This is a genomic window from Serratia sp. JSRIV004 (genome assembly GCF_019968705.1).
GTDB classification, from domain to species: Bacteria; Pseudomonadota; Gammaproteobacteria; order Enterobacterales; family Enterobacteriaceae; genus Chania; species Chania fonticola_B.
In genome coordinates this window covers 4,253,594-4,267,238 of record NZ_CP074140.1, presented here as the reverse complement: position 1 = coordinate 4,267,238, position 13,645 = coordinate 4,253,594, and the positions used below count along the sequence as shown (strand labels likewise).

Genomic DNA, 13,645 nt, shown 5'->3' with positions numbered 1-13,645 from the left:
TCCCATTTAAGGCAACCCTGGGTTGCCTTTTTACATTATACGCAGGCAATGATTGTGACCACGCTGGAACAATGCATCGGTAATACACCGTTAGTAAAACTACAACGACTGGCCGAAGGGCTGGACAGTGAAATCTGGCTCAAGCTGGAGGGCAACAATCCGGCGGGGTCGGTCAAGGATCGGGCCGCGCTGGGGATGATCCAGCAGGCGGAGCTGCGTGGTGAAATCCAGCCGGGCGATACGCTGATCGAGGCCACCAGTGGCAATACCGGCATCGCGCTGGCGATGATTTGTGCGATGAAGGGCTACACGCTGAAGCTGCTGATGCCGGAAAACATGAGCATGGAACGCCAGGCGGCAATGCGTGCCTATGGTGCAGAACTGATCCTGGTCAGCCGTGAACAGGGGATGGAAGGGGCGCGTGACCTGGCGCTGGAGATGCAGCAGCAGGGTCAGGGCAAGGTGTTGGATCAGTTCAACAATCTGGATAACCCCTACGCGCATTTCACCACCACCGGCCCGGAAATCTGGCAGCAGACCGCTGGCCGTATCACCCATTTCGTTTCCAGCATGGGCACCACCGGCACCATTACCGGCGTTGGTGGCTACCTGAAAAGCCAAAATCCGCAGGTGAATATCATCGGTTTACAGCCTGCTGAAGGCAGCAGCATTCCGGGCATCCGCCGTTGGGCACCGGCCTATCTGCCGGGTATTTTCCGCCCTGAGCTGGTGGATCAGGTGTTGGATATGGCACAAAGCGAAGCCGAACAGACCATGCGCCAACTGGCTCAGCGGGAAGGTATTTTCTGCGGCGTCAGCTCCGGAGGTGCCGTAGCCGGAGCACTGCGCGTTGCTGCGGCCAATCCTGGCAGCGTCATTGTCGCCATTATCTGCGATCGCGGTGACCGTTACCTGTCTACCGGCGTATTTTCCTAGCTGAGTAATAATCGGTAGGGAGGAGCGTGACTCTCTACCTATTCCCTAACCTCTGCCATTTATCCCCTCAAGATCGATTATCCCCTGAGCCTTAAAGCCCCGTCTTTCATTTGTGTCGGGAGAATGTCAATGTGTAAGGATTAGGTAAAACCGGCTGCGTACAGCGACAATAGACGCGAAAATGGCGGCAAATCAGCGGAGGAGTGGGCATGAAAATTTTATTGGTCGATGACGATCTGGAACTTGGCACCATGCTGAGCGAATACCTGACGGCTGAAGGATTCAACGCGTCCCTGGTGCTGACCGGCAAGGCTGGAGTAGATGGTGCACTTTCTGGCGAGTATATCGCGATGATCCTCGACATCATGCTGCCGGACATGAGCGGTATCGACGTGCTGCGCGAGGTACGCAAAAAAAGCCGCTTGCCGATCATCATGCTGACGGCCAAAGGGGACAACATCGACCGGGTAATCGGGCTGGAGATGGGCGCCGACGACTATGTCCCCAAACCTTGTTACCCACGCGAACTGGTGGCACGCCTGCGTGCGGTGCTGCGCCGGTTTGAAGAGCAACCGGAAGCGGTGGATAAGGTTTCTGTCCTGAGCTTTAACGAATTGACGCTCAACCCGTCCACCCGCAGCAGTGCCTGGCAGGGTAAGACGTTCGACCTCACCGCCTCAGAGTTCAACTTGTTGGAGTTACTGCTGCGTTCGCCAGAACGAGTGGTGTCGAAGGATGAACTGTCAGAGAAAGGTCTGGGGCGGCCACGTGAGGCTTACGATCGCAGCGTGGACGTGCATATCAGCAATATCCGCCAGAAGCTGGGCGCGCTAACCGATAACCGACTGAGCATTGAAACCGTGCGCAGTATCGGTTACCGCATCAGGTAATGCCGATGCGCGGAAGACTGTTCTGGAAAATCCTGCTCGGTTTCTGGCTGACGTTTATCATCATGACCCAGGCGCTGTGGGTGACGTTTACCTTTTATGGTAATCGCCATGAGGTCCCGGAAAACAGCATGACCTGGCGTATCGCTAATCTGCAACTGACCTCTGCGGCCTCGGTGTTGCGCAGCAGTGGGATGCCTGCGCTGAACGCAATGGTTGCCAAATGGCCTGAAACCGAACGCCGCTTCTTAAGCGTAACGCCAGCCATTAAGCCATCGGCTGATGAGTCAGGCCAAAACCCACAGACCAACCAGCCAGCGAAAATGATGGTGGAATGGGTAACCGGTGCAGATAACCAGAGCTACCGGTTGAGCTACGATCTGGCAGGACTGCGTGCCGAATATCGGCCACCCAAACGCTGGCGTCTGCTGAACATCCCGGAGCCAATGGTGTGGGTCGGTGGGCTGGGGGGCTTGCTGTTCAGCGCCATGTTGGCCTGGAACCTGACGCGCCCGATGCGCCAACTGCGCGCCGGTTTTGAGCGGGTAGCGCAGGGCGATCTGGCGGTGCGGCTGTTCCCGGCGATGCGGAGGCGCCATGACGAGCTTTCTGAGGTGGCTCGTGACTTTGACAGCATGGCGGAGCGGCTGGAGGTACTGGTCAGCGCCCGTGAGCAATTGCTGCATGATGTCTCCCATGAGTTGCGTTCGCCATTGGCCCGCTTGCAGCTAGCCATCGGCCTGGGGCGGCAAAATCCGGAGAACGTGGAGAACTCGTTGCAGCGTATCGAGCACGAAGCCGGGCGGTTGGACAAGATGATTGGCGAACTGCTGGCGCTGTCGCGCACCGAGAACAACGGCCTGTCCAATGATGAAGAGTATTTCGATCTCTATGGACTGGTGGAGGCGGTGGTTAACGATGCGCGCTATGAGGCGCAGATCCCTGGCGTAGAAATCGTGTTGCAGGCCAGTTCCGACGAGGAATACACCGTAAAAGGTAATGCTGAACTGATGCGCCGGGCGGTAGAGAATATTGTGCGTAATGCCCTGCGCTTTTCTAGCCACGGCCAGCGGGTGACCGTGGTGCTGACGCGTATCGATCAGCTGTTCCAGATCCAGGTCAGCGATCAGGGGCCGGGCGTGGAGGAGTCAAAGCTGTCCAGCATCTTTGATCCTTTCGTCCGGGTAAAATCGGCGATGTCTGGCAAAGGCTATGGCCTGGGTTTGGCGATCACGCGCAAAGTGGTGCTGGCCCATGGTGGGCAGGTTGAGGCACACAATGGCGAACAGGGTGGCCTGGTGATCACGCTTCGGGTACCGCGCTGGCACACTCAACGATAATGCTGCTTGTCCAGATCGTACTTTTTCATCCGCAGGTAGAGCTTTTTACGCGGGATCTGTAAATACTCGGACACCTCGTTAATCCGTCCCTGATGCAGGTTCAATGCCTCGGTAATGATCTGGCGCTCATAGTCTTCGATACGCTGATCCAGCGGAGCGGGATCGGAGCCGTGCAACAGCGGGTTGGCGGTCTCTGCCAGTGGCATCACCCCTACGGCAAACAGCTCTGCAGCATTGGCCAGCTCGCGCACGTTATTTGGCCATACCCTTTTGACCAAACGCTTAATCAGCTCGGCTGGCAGATCCGGCAACGGATGGTTAAGGCGCAGGCAGGCCTGCTCCAGGTAATGGCGGAATAACGGCTCTATATCGTCAGGGCGCAGAGAAAGCGGCAGGCAGGCGATTTGGGTCATGGCAAAGCAGTAATAGAAATCGGGCAGTAGGGTATGCCCGGCGGCCAGTTCCACCAGCGGTGCAGTCCCAATGCCGATCAGCCGGAAGGGCAGAGGGTCTTGTCCCTGGAGCTGGATCAACCGCGCCTGCTGGGTGATAGACAAGTGCTCGAGGTGGCGTAAAATCAGCGTCCCGCCGCTTGCCTGCTCAATCCATTGTTCTAACGGTGCCTCACCCCCTGGCGTCAATTCACCTACGATCAACGGCTGTTCGCTGCGATGGCTCATGCGGTGTAAATAACGGGCTGCCAACGTCCTGCCGACGCCTAATTCCCCTTGCAGATAAACCGCTAAATCGGTTTCGGCTACCTGCTGCAAACGCACTCGTAGCTGCTTTATCCACTCACTACGGCCAATCAGATTGCTCTGCAGCTGTTCCTGTTGCCAACGGCGACGGGCAATGTAAGAACGTCTCTGGGCCAGCGCGGTCGCGACCTGTTCGAGTAGCTGGGCCGGGTTGACCGGCTTTTGCAGGAAGTCCCAGGCCCCTTTTTTCACCGCTTCAACCGCCATCGGCACATCGCCATGGCCAGTGATCAACAACACCGGCAAACAGGCATCGTGAGCGAGCAGTAGCGCCATCAGCTCAATCCCGGAACAGCCTGGCATACAGACATCGCTGATCACGATCCCTGGCCACTCCTCACCGAGCATTTCCTGTGCCTTAAGCGGGTTATTACAGGCCTGAACCTGATAGCCTGCCTGGTTGAGCAGCATGGTATAGGCATCGAGGACGTCGGCATCGTCGTCGATTAACAGAATTTGCGCTTGTTGGCTTAACATGGTTGATCCACCGGTTGAAACTGTAAAACGACGCAGGCGTTTTGCGTCAGCGTAGAGGCCAGATGCAGGCTACCGCCCATTTGCTGCATCAGCGAAAGCGAGATGGACAGGCCAATCCCCAAGCCCACCGATTTGCTGGTGGTGAAGGGTTTGAGTAACGATTCAGCCCGCGCCAGCGGCCAGCCAGACCCATTATCCCACAGCAAGACCTGCCAACCGGACGCCTGGCGTTGCCAGCTTATCTGCAATAGTGGCCGCTCTTGGCAGGCATCCAGCGCGTTGCTCATCAGATTGACCAGCACCTGCTGAATGCGTACCTCGTCACCTAACACGTTTGGCGCACCGTCCGGTAGCCGCAGTTCCCCCCGCAGCGGTTGGTGGCGCAGAGCCAGCAACTCCCACGCGGCAATTAATGACTGGCGCAAATCAACGGGCTGAGAGGGGCTATCCTGTTCCGTTCGCCGGGTGAATTGCCGCAGCATACGGATGATGGCATCCATGCGGCCAATCAGACCGTCGGCTTTGGTCAGGGCCAGCGTGGCCGCCTCTGGCTGTTGTTTCTCCACCGCATGACGAGCGGTAAACAGATACATCGACAGGGCGTTCAGCGGTTGGTTGATCTCATGGGCCAGCGTGGTCATGGTCTGCCCAACCACGGCCAGTTTGGCGGCCTGCACCAGCTCATCCTGTGTGGATCGCAAATGTTGCTCAATGCCCTTGCGCTCGGTGATTTCCTGCTCCAGTCGGGATTTTTGCTGGTTCAACTGGCCTAGGGTGCGCCGCAACAGACGGGCGATGCGGCCCAGTTCATCGCCACCGTAAACCGGGATCGCCGCGTTGGTTTCCCCAAGGCCGATACGCACCACCACCTGGTTTAGCAGGGTAAAGCGCTTGACCAGGCGGGAACGGATAAAATAGTGATTGAGCAAATACACCAATAACATCGCCAGCAGGGTGGCGATCACAATTAGCCTGCCGCTGACGCGGATGATCTGCTCCAGACGGTGGTTAAAGGTTTGCATCTGCCGGTGGCTGTTACTCAGTTGCGATTCCAGCTGTGTGCGAAAGCGGGCAAGCGTCGCCTCCTTGGCCTGAGTAGCCAGCGTAAGTGCTCGTTGTGCCTGATGATAGTCTTTCATCGCCGCAGGCATACTGTTTTCGGCAATGCCGGTCTCCAGCAGTTCGTCGATGGTTTGCCGCAGCGTGATGGTGCTGGGGTGAGCCTGCAACCCCTGCATATTTTCGTTCGCCGTTTTTTTCAGGTAGGCGAGGTAACGTACGTGCTCGGCAACCGAAGTGGGCTCTTCAGCGCCGGATTGCAGCTCATTGAGGCGATCGCGCAGGGCATCGGCGATCTGGTTCTCGATGCGTGCCAGGGCATAAACCTGCTGCTGTTCACTTTGCACCTCGCGCAAACTGGCCTGCAAGCGGGGGAGTGCCTGGCCAGAACCTGTCTCCATCTGATCGAGCAAAGCTCCCTGTTGCCAGCTGAAATCCTGCACCAGCGAATTCAGCTCGGTGGTGAAGTCATCATGTAACCAACTGATGCGTGCGGCGATCTCATTGACCTTTTCCCTGGCGATAAACATGTTGTAGAGCGCATTGTCCAATCGTCCCAACAGTTGGCGGCTTTCTGCCAGCGTCGCCTGAATTTGCTGACGTTCAGGGTTATCCAACTGCATACTGGCCTGCTCGATTTGCTCCAAATGACCGACGATCTGATTTCTTAACTGCAGGCGGGCATTGGTATTGGCGGCCTGCAAAAACTCATTGAGCTGATCGACCAGCGTGTTCAGATTACTTTCGATCACGAACGAGGATTGGATGCGCGGAAAGTAATCATCCAGCGCATAGCGGACCTGCGAGCTTTGCTCATGCCAGGAGTACAGGCTGACCCCGCTGACGGTAAGCGTCAGCAGCGCGCCGGTGAGAAAGGCACCCCGCAGGCAGGCGCTGATGGTCAGGCGTTTGAAGAAGCGCGGCAATAAACGGCTCATTTTAACTCTTCCAGCGCCTTGATGGCCTTTCTCTGCTGTTGCTGAAAGAACAGTTGCCATTCCATGACCTGCTGCTCGCTCTCGCTACGTGCAGCAAACTGTTTAAGGTACTGCGGATCTTCGCTTTGGGCCTGGGTGACGGGAATGGCGGTCAACAGCGCACGGATCTCCGGCAAGGGCCGTTTGAGGCGGCTTTCAGCACCATGCAACGCTTTCCAAGCGTCCTTGAGTTGAGACAGGCGGAAGCTGATGGCCGTATCAAACAGCTTTTGGACCAGGCGCTGGCGTTGCAATATTAGGGAGTCATTCAGCGGTGGCCGCTGTAACAGCTTTTGCTGCTGCGCGAAGCGTGGGCTGTCTGCCGGCAGTGGAACCACCGGGTATTTTCCCGTGCTGGTATCGGCCAGGACCCGCTGCCCCTGTGGGCTGAGGAGGAACTGAATAAAGCGCCGGGCCTCGGCGGGGTAATGGCTATTGCTTGTCACGGCAATATAGGTGGGGGAGGCCGCGGCCTGAGGGAAATAATGGAAGGCCAGGTGTGGATCGTCAAGCAGCAGATTGGCATAGTTATCGATAATCGGCCCGACCGAACCCAGGCCGCTTTTGACTTTATCCGCCACGCCAAAGCTGCGCGAAGAGATGGTGATCAGGTTACCGGCCGCCGATAGCATCGTTTGCCAGCCGGATTGCCACCCCCGCTGTTGCAATAGCGATTCCACCATCAGGTGGCTGGTATCCGAGCGGGAAGGGCTGCTCATCAGCAGGGCCCCCTGGTAGCGGGCATCGGTCAGATCGTCCCAATCGTCTGGTAGCGGCAGCCGTTTCTCTGCCAGATTGGTGCGGTTGATCAGCAGGCCAAAACCCGAAATGGCCACCGCCACGGCGGTATTGCGGATAGGTTCAGGCACCAGCCGCTGTGATTGTTCCGGAGCACCCTCATAGTTTGCCAGGCGCTGATGCTGTTGCAGGTGCTGGAGCAGCATGGGGGAGGAGGTCAGCACCAGATCGACGTTGTCACTGCCAGTGCTGTCGAGCAGTTGTTCCAGGGAGGTGCTGGTGCGGTTCAGCGTGCGGATGACTACAGACTGGGGCTGGCCTTGCCAACGGCTAATGAGGTAGGCGGTTGCCTCTGGTGAAAAGGTGGTGGCCATCACCAGTTCATTTCTTTTGGCGCAGGCAGCAGTGGATAACAGCCAGCAGGCCATTGCCGCAAAAACGAGCGTTGCACGCATAATAAAACTCTCCCTAGACCTCATCGATTGTGATCTTATTCATAAAATCGCAATAACGATAAAAATAACCCGCAAAGCATTTGGGACAAAAATATTTTTCGTCAACCAACAGAATTTAGCCGGGGTTATAACGTTGATGAAGTCAGAATATTACCATCGATAGCCCATCAATACTGTTAACGCCTTCAAAAACATCACCACTTGTGGGCTGGCTTTGTGTGCAACCTTAGTGCTGTGGCGCTCTGGCGCGGGGAAGTGAGCGAGCTGGTTTTTGGTTAATAACGGTAATGTTAATTGATGAGTCAAAACTGGGCTTATTTGTTCTGGGTTTGAGTCAATTTTGACACATATTACGGGGCTTGTCTTATTAATGAATTAATTACACCATCCGCTGCGAGCGTTATTAATAAATAGCAGGCGCATCGAGCCAGTACAGATAAACCTCACAGGGGAATAACATGTTTTCATTATTAAAACCTAGCGCGGCGGCGAAGCGTGTTCCGCCAGAACAGGTGCAGGCAACCTACCAGCGTTATCGCATGCAAGCGTTACTGAGCGTCTTTTTGGGCTACCTGGCCTATTACATCGTGCGTAACAACTTCACCCTTTCGACGCCCTACCTGAAAGAGCATCTGGATCTGAGTGCGACGCAGATCGGCATGTTGAGCAGTTGCATGCTGATTGCCTACGGCATCAGCAAAGGGGTGATGAGCAGCCTGGCCGATAAGGCCAACCCTAAAGTGTTTATGGCTTGTGGCCTGGTGCTGTGTGCCATCGTCAACGTCGGTTTGGGGTTCAGCACTGCCTTCTGGGTCTTTGCCGCATTGGTGGTGTTTAACGGCCTGTTCCAGGGGATGGGAGTAGGGCCTTCGTTCATTACCATTGCCAACTGGTTCCCACGCCGTGAGCGTGGCCGCGTTGGCGCATTTTGGAATATATCCCACAATATCGGCGGTGGGGTAGTTGCCCCCATCGTCGGCGTGGCTTTTGCGGTATTGGGTAGTGAACACTGGCAGAGCGCCAGCTACATCGTCCCAGCAGGTGTAGCAGTGTTGTTTGCGTTGGTGGTGCTATGGCTGGGTAAAGGTTCCCCGCGCAGCGAAGGTCTGCCTGCCTTGGAGCAAATGATGCCGGAAGAAACCGTCAGGGTGAAAACCGGTGTGCAGGAGCAGGCGCCGGAAAATATGAGCGCCTTCCAGATCTTCTGCACCTATGTTCTGCGTAATAAAAATGCCTGGTATGTCTCGCTGGTGGACGTATTTGTCTACATGGTGCGCTTTGGCATGATCAGCTGGCTGCCTATCTACCTGCTCACCGAAAAGCATTTCTCCAAAGAGCAGATGAGTATAGCGTTTCTGTTCTTCGAATGGGCGGCGATCCCGTCCACACTGTTGGCTGGGTGGCTGTCGGATAAGCTGTTCAAGGGACGCCGTATGCCGCTGGCGATGATCTGCATGGTGATGATTTTCATCTGCCTGATTGGTTACTGGAAGAGTGACTCGCTGTTGATGGTCACCATCTTTGCTGCGATCGTCGGTTGCCTGATCTATGTGCCACAGTTCCTGGCTTCGGTACAGACGATGGAGATCGTTCCCAGCTTTGCTGTCGGCTCCGCCGTTGGCCTGCGCGGCTTTATGAGCTATATCTTTGGGGCTACGCTGGGCACCAGCCTGTTTGGCGTGATGGTCGATAACATGGGGTGGCATGGCGGCTTTTATCTGCTGATGGGCGGCGTGGTGTGCTGCATCTTGTTCTGCTATCTGTCACATCGTGGCGTATTGGCCTTGGAGCGTGAAAGACAGCAACAGGAGCTACAAGCGGAACCGCTGGTAGCGCAGTAGGGCTTAGAAGTCTTGGATAAAAAAATGGCGCCGATAAAGGCGCCATTTTTACGATCGAACCGCGATTACTTCTTGATGCGGATGATCGGGGTCTCGCCAACGGTGACGCTGCCGGACAGTTTGATCAGCTCTTTGATCTCGTCCATGTTGGAGATAACCACCGGAGTCAGGGTAGACTTGGCTTTCTCTTCCAGCAGGGCCAGATTGAACTCGATAATCACATCGCCTTTCTTGACGCGTTGGCCTTCTTCCGCGATGCGTTTGAAGCCTTCGCCTTTCAGTTCAACGGTGTCGATACCAAAGTGCACGAACAGCTCAATGCCGCTATCAGATTCGATAGAGAACGCATGGTTGGTTTCGAAAATTTTACCGATAGTGCCGTCAACCGGAGCAACCATTTTGTTGCCAGCAGGTTTGATAGCAATGCCGTCGCCAACGATCTTCTCGGCGAATACGACGTCCGGTACATCTTCGATATTGACGATTTCGCCAGAAAGTGGAGCGACGATCTCGATAGTGCCCATGTCTTTCTTGTCATCAGAAACCAGAGACTTCAGTTTATCGAACAAACCCATGATCTTCTCCTAAGCATTAAATTGGGCGGCGTTCCAGTGTCGTGGAATTTTAGCAGAGCGTTTTTTCTTCGATGAACTTATTGACGCAGTTCATCAAATCCTGTGCCGTTGGTTGTTCCAAGGCCTGCGCTGCCAATGCCTTCACATCTTCGAAATTGGTATTACGAATAATTTTCTTGATGCGCGGGATTGCAATCGCACTCATGCTGAACTCATCCAGCCCCATGCCCAAAAGCAACAGTGTAGCACGCTCATCGCCAGCCAGCTCGCCGCACATACCGGTCCACTTGCCTTCTGCGTGAGATGCATCAATAACCTGTTTGATCAGGCCAAGCACTGATGGGGACATCGGGTTATAGAGATGAGAAATCAGCTCGTTGCCGCGATCTACTGCCAGAGTATACTGGGTTAAATCGTTTGTCCCAATACTAAAGAAGTCGACTTCTTTCGCCAGGTGGCGAGCAATCACTGCCGCGGCCGGTGTTTCCACCATTACGCCCACTTCAATGCTCTCGTCAAAGGCTTTGCCTTCTTCACGCAGCTGCGCTTTCAGCGTTTCCAGCTCGCCCTTCAGATCGCGCACTTCTTCCACCGAGATGATCATCGGGAACATGATGCGCAGTTTGCCGAAAGCAGAGGCACGCAGGATGGCGCGCAGCTGAGCGTGCAGGATTTCCCGGCGGTCCATCGCGATACGGATCGCGCGCCAGCCCAGGAACGGGTTCTCTTCTTTTGGCAGGTTCATGTACGGCAGGTCTTTATCGCCGCCGATGTCCATGGTACGGACGATGACTGCCTGTGAGCCCATGGCTTCCGCAACGGCCTTGTAAGCCGAGAACTGCTCGTCTTCGGTTGGCAGTGAGTCGCGGTCCATGAACAGGAATTCGGTACGATACAGGCCGACACCTTCGGCACCATTGCGCTCTGCACCGGCGACGTCGCGCACGGTACCGATGTTGGCACAGACTTCAACCTGATGCCCGTCCAGCGTGATCGCCGGCAGGTCTTTCAGCTTGGCCAGATCGTTTTTCTCGGTGACGTATTGGGTATGAACCGCTTTCAGCTGTTCAATCACCTCGGCCGTCGGGTTGACGTAAATCTTGTTGTTAACCGCATCCAGGATCAGGTAATCGCCGTTTTTTACCTGGGTGGTCACGTCGCTGGTGCCAACGATAGCGGGCAGTTCCAGGGAGCGAGCCATGATCGAGGTGTGGGAAGTACGGCCACCCAGATCGGTGATGAAGCCCAGCACTTTGTCCAGGTTCAGCTGTGCGGTTTCTGACGGTGTCAGGTCCTTCGCGACCAGGATCACCTCATCCTGAATGGCGGTCAGATCGACAATCGCCAGGCCCAGGATGTTTTGCAGCAGACGCTTACCGATATCACGCACGTCAGCCGCGCGCTCTTTCAGGTATTCGTCGTCTAATTCTTCCAGCGCTTTCGCCTGGCCTTCGATCACGGTGTAGGCTGCCGCATCGGCAGACGCCAGATCGTCTTTGATGAGGGCTATGATTTCCTGCTCAAGCTCTTCGTCTTCCAACAGCATGATGTGGCCTTCGAAGATCGCTTCTTTTTCTTCGCCGAAGGTCTCGCCTGCCTTGGTTTTGATTACTTCCAGCTGTTCAGACGCTTTGGCGCGGCCTGCCAGAAAACGTGAGATTTCCTGCTCTACATGGTCTGCAGAGATTTTTTTCCGGTTGATGACAATCTCATCTTCCTTCAGCAAGAGAGCCTTACCAAAAGCGATACCCGGTGATACTAAAATGCCTGAAATCATAACCCTACCTTACTCTTGACTGGTGTTAACTAAAAAGACGGGCCGATTACTCAAGCTCTGCCATCAGTTTTACCAAGTGCTCAACGGCTTTCTGCTCGTCTTCACCAACGGCTTCGATGGTGACTACTGTTCCTTGGGTCAGGCCCAGAGTTTGCAGCTTAAACAGGCTTTTGGCGCTAGCGCTCTTGCCGTTGGAAGTCACGGTGATGTCAGACGCGAAGCCTTTGGCTTCTTTTACGAACTGAGCGGCAGGGCGAGTGTGCAGACCATTCGGAGCGGTGATAGTCACTTCTTGCTGGAACATTGATGTTTCCCCAACTTATCGGATTTAAGGTTGTGGAGCTAAAGTTTAGCCTAACGGCGTGATTTTAGCTTGTCTGGTTAGCGCCTGACTATGGTACAGGGGCGAGCATGGATGCAACATAAAACGACGCTTTAAGCATTTCAGATCAAAAAATCCGAGCATCTGGCGTTGTTTCAATCAGCTCCCCATTATGCCGTGTTTTTCGCTGGAGCAACAAATGAGTAAATCGATTCAGCTCAAACAATGGCAGGAAGGTGATTAATTTTGCGCATCGAAATAATTGACCGGTTAAATACTAAAGCCAGCGGTGAAAATCAATCGTTGAGTGGTGTAAACTTTGATCCAGTCCACAAAAAAAGCACCTGAATAGGTGCTTTTTTAGCTATTTGTGCACTGTTTGCGCTATTGCTGCAGTTCCTGTTCGGTGAACAGATCGGCAAACAAAGCGGTGCTCAAGTAGCGCTCACCTGAAGAGGGCAGAATAACCACAATTGTCTTGTCGGTAAAGTCGGCTTCTTCGGAAAGTTTGACGGCGGCCGCCACGGCGGCACCGGAAGAAATCCCGGCCAGGATGCCTTCTTCTTCCATCAGGCGTCGTGCCATGCTGATGGCTTCGTCGTTGGTGATCTGCGCGACGCGGTCAACCAGGCTCAGATCCAGGTTGCCCGGAATGAAACCGGCACCAATGCCCTGGATTTTGTGCGGGCCGGGTTTGATTTCCTGGCCTGCCAATGCCTGGCTGATGACCGGTGAGTCGGTTGGTTCAACCGCCACTGTGGTGATAGCCTTGCCCTTGGTGTTCTTGATAAAGCGGCTGACGCCGGTCAGTGTACCGCCAGTGCCGACGCCCGCGATAAAGACATCGACCTCGCCATCGGTATCTTCCCAGATTTCCGGGCCGGTGGTTTGTTCGTGGATTTCCGGGTTGGCCGGGTTGCTGAACTGTTGCAGCAGGATGTAGCGGTTCGGATCGGTGGCCACAATCTCTTCGGCCTTGGCGATCGCCCCTTTCATGCCTTTGGCACCTTCGGTCAGCACCAGATTGGCACCCAGCGCCTTGAGCAGTTTACGACGTTCGATGCTCATGGTTTCCGGCATGGTCAGCGTGAGCTTGTAACCCCGCGCCGCGGCGACAAACGCCAGAGCGATACCGGTGTTGCCGCTGGTTGGCTCCACCAGCTCTTTGCCTGCGCTCAGAATGCCACGCTTTTCGGCATCCCAAATCATATTGGCACCGATGCGGCATTTGACGCTGAAGCTCGGGTTGCGAGATTCAACCTTGGCGAGAATGCGTCCGTTGCCGATACGGTTCAGACGAACCAGCGGCGTATGGCCGATTGTTAATGAGTTGTCTTGGTAAATCTTGCTCATGGCCCGTCCTTATAACTCTATGAAATGTAGGGAACATCGAAAGCATACGCTAACGGTCTCGGCAGGGAAGTAAAGAATTGGTATATCGATATGTTATTAGAGAATAAGTTTTAATCACAATAGCAAGGGCGCACGAAGCGCCCCCAAATA

The 13,645-nt window shown here is 55.1% G+C and carries 11 protein-coding genes; 4 read left to right on the top strand and 7 right to left on the bottom strand.

The genetic code is table 11. The features are described 5' to 3' along the window. Nucleotides 1-54 precede the first annotated feature (54 nt). The 3 genes from cysM to KGP21_RS20380 all read left to right on the top strand — a co-directional run bounded on the left by cysM (nucleotide 55) and on the right by KGP21_RS20380 (nucleotide 3,163). Nucleotides 55-936, top strand: coding sequence for a cysteine synthase CysM (gene cysM / locus KGP21_RS20390; protein ID WP_039995377.1), 882 nt, complete (start codon nucleotides 55-57; stop codon nucleotides 934-936). A gap of 209 nt (nucleotides 937-1,145) precedes the next feature. Further along, nucleotides 1,146-1,826: a response regulator transcription factor gene (locus KGP21_RS20385; RefSeq protein ID WP_021807065.1), complete on the top strand. Its 681-nt coding sequence runs from the start codon at nucleotides 1,146-1,148 to the stop codon at nucleotides 1,824-1,826. 5 nt (nucleotides 1,827-1,831) lie between these two features. After that, a complete protein-coding gene (locus KGP21_RS20380) occupies nucleotides 1,832-3,163 on the top strand; it encodes an ATP-binding protein (protein ID WP_115159924.1) in 1,332 nt (443 codons plus the stop codon). On the opposite strand, the gene KGP21_RS20375 is transcribed toward KGP21_RS20380, so the two are convergent. Genes KGP21_RS20375 through KGP21_RS20365 form a run of 3 tightly spaced genes read right to left on the bottom strand, consistent with a single transcriptional unit; the run spans nucleotide 3,154 to nucleotide 7,627 of the window. Next, nucleotides 3,154-4,398, bottom strand: coding sequence for a sigma-54 dependent transcriptional regulator (locus tag KGP21_RS20375; protein WP_166733091.1), 1,245 nt, complete (start codon nucleotides 4,396-4,398; stop codon nucleotides 3,154-3,156). The two genes, KGP21_RS20380 and KGP21_RS20375, sit on opposite strands and share 10 nt — an antisense overlap. Then, nucleotides 4,392-6,395, bottom strand: coding sequence for an ATP-binding protein (locus tag KGP21_RS20370; protein ID WP_223536133.1), 2,004 nt, complete (start codon nucleotides 6,393-6,395; stop codon nucleotides 4,392-4,394). Before KGP21_RS20370 ends, KGP21_RS20375 begins: the two co-directional genes overlap by 7 nt. After that, nucleotides 6,392-7,627, bottom strand: coding sequence for an ABC transporter substrate-binding protein (locus KGP21_RS20365; protein ID WP_280922719.1), 1,236 nt, complete (start codon nucleotides 7,625-7,627; stop codon nucleotides 6,392-6,394). Before KGP21_RS20365 ends, KGP21_RS20370 begins: the two co-directional genes overlap by 4 nt. Nucleotides 7,628-8,085: 458 nt before the next feature. Between KGP21_RS20365 and pgtP the strand changes: the two genes are divergently transcribed. Continuing rightward, nucleotides 8,086-9,468, top strand: a complete 1,383-nt coding sequence (pgtP, locus tag KGP21_RS20360; RefSeq protein ID WP_021807058.1) for a phosphoglycerate transporter PgtP — start codon at nucleotides 8,086-8,088, stop codon at nucleotides 9,466-9,468. 65 nt (nucleotides 9,469-9,533) lie between these two features. Here the strand turns inward: pgtP and crr are convergent, their stop codons facing one another. The 4 genes from crr to cysK all read right to left on the bottom strand — a co-directional run bounded on the left by crr (nucleotide 9,534) and on the right by cysK (nucleotide 13,495). Beyond that, nucleotides 9,534-10,043, bottom strand: coding sequence for a PTS glucose transporter subunit IIA (gene crr, locus KGP21_RS20355; RefSeq protein ID WP_021807057.1), 510 nt, complete (start codon nucleotides 10,041-10,043; stop codon nucleotides 9,534-9,536). Nucleotides 10,044-10,092: 49 nt separating this feature from the next. Beyond that, nucleotides 10,093-11,820: a phosphoenolpyruvate-protein phosphotransferase PtsI gene (ptsI, locus tag KGP21_RS20350; RefSeq protein ID WP_021178689.1), complete on the bottom strand. Its 1,728-nt coding sequence runs from the start codon at nucleotides 11,818-11,820 to the stop codon at nucleotides 10,093-10,095. A gap of 46 nt (nucleotides 11,821-11,866) precedes the next feature. Further along, nucleotides 11,867-12,124 carry a phosphocarrier protein Hpr gene (gene ptsH / locus KGP21_RS20345; RefSeq protein WP_021178688.1) on the bottom strand — a complete coding sequence of 86 codons (258 nt, stop codon included), beginning with the start codon at nucleotides 12,122-12,124 and terminating at the stop codon, nucleotides 11,867-11,869. Nucleotides 12,125-12,526: 402 nt separating this feature from the next. Continuing rightward, complete coding sequence (cysK, locus tag KGP21_RS20340) at nucleotides 12,527-13,495, bottom strand: cysteine synthase A (RefSeq protein ID WP_021178687.1); 969 nt, start codon at nucleotides 13,493-13,495, stop codon at nucleotides 12,527-12,529. Nucleotides 13,496-13,645 lie beyond the last annotated feature (150 nt).

Bases quoted from the DNA above. Each gene is read 5' to 3' on its own strand.
- KGP21_RS20385 (WP_021807065.1), top strand. From the start codon at position 1,146: ATGAAAATTTTATTGGTCGATGACGATCTGGAACTTGGCACCATGCTG.
- KGP21_RS20380 (WP_115159924.1), top strand. From the start codon at position 1,832: ATGCGCGGAAGACTGTTCTGGAAAATCCTGCTCGGTTTCTGGCTGACG.
- KGP21_RS20375 (WP_166733091.1), bottom strand. From the start codon at position 4,398: ATGTTAAGCCAACAAGCGCAAATTCTGTTAATCGACGACGATGCCGAC.
- KGP21_RS20370 (WP_223536133.1), bottom strand. From the start codon at position 6,395: ATGAGCCGTTTATTGCCGCGCTTCTTCAAACGCCTGACCATCAGCGCC.
- KGP21_RS20365 (WP_280922719.1), bottom strand. From the start codon at position 7,627: ATGCGTGCAACGCTCGTTTTTGCGGCAATGGCCTGCTGGCTGTTATCC.
- pgtP (WP_021807058.1), top strand. From the start codon at position 8,086: ATGTTTTCATTATTAAAACCTAGCGCGGCGGCGAAGCGTGTTCCGCCA.
- crr (WP_021807057.1), bottom strand. From the start codon at position 10,043: ATGGGTTTGTTCGATAAACTGAAGTCTCTGGTTTCTGATGACAAGAAA.
- ptsI (WP_021178689.1), bottom strand. From the start codon at position 11,820: ATGATTTCAGGCATTTTAGTATCACCGGGTATCGCTTTTGGTAAGGCT.
- ptsH (WP_021178688.1), bottom strand. From the start codon at position 12,124: ATGTTCCAGCAAGAAGTGACTATCACCGCTCCGAATGGTCTGCACACT.
- cysK (WP_021178687.1), bottom strand. From the start codon at position 13,495: ATGAGCAAGATTTACCAAGACAACTCATTAACAATCGGCCATACGCCG.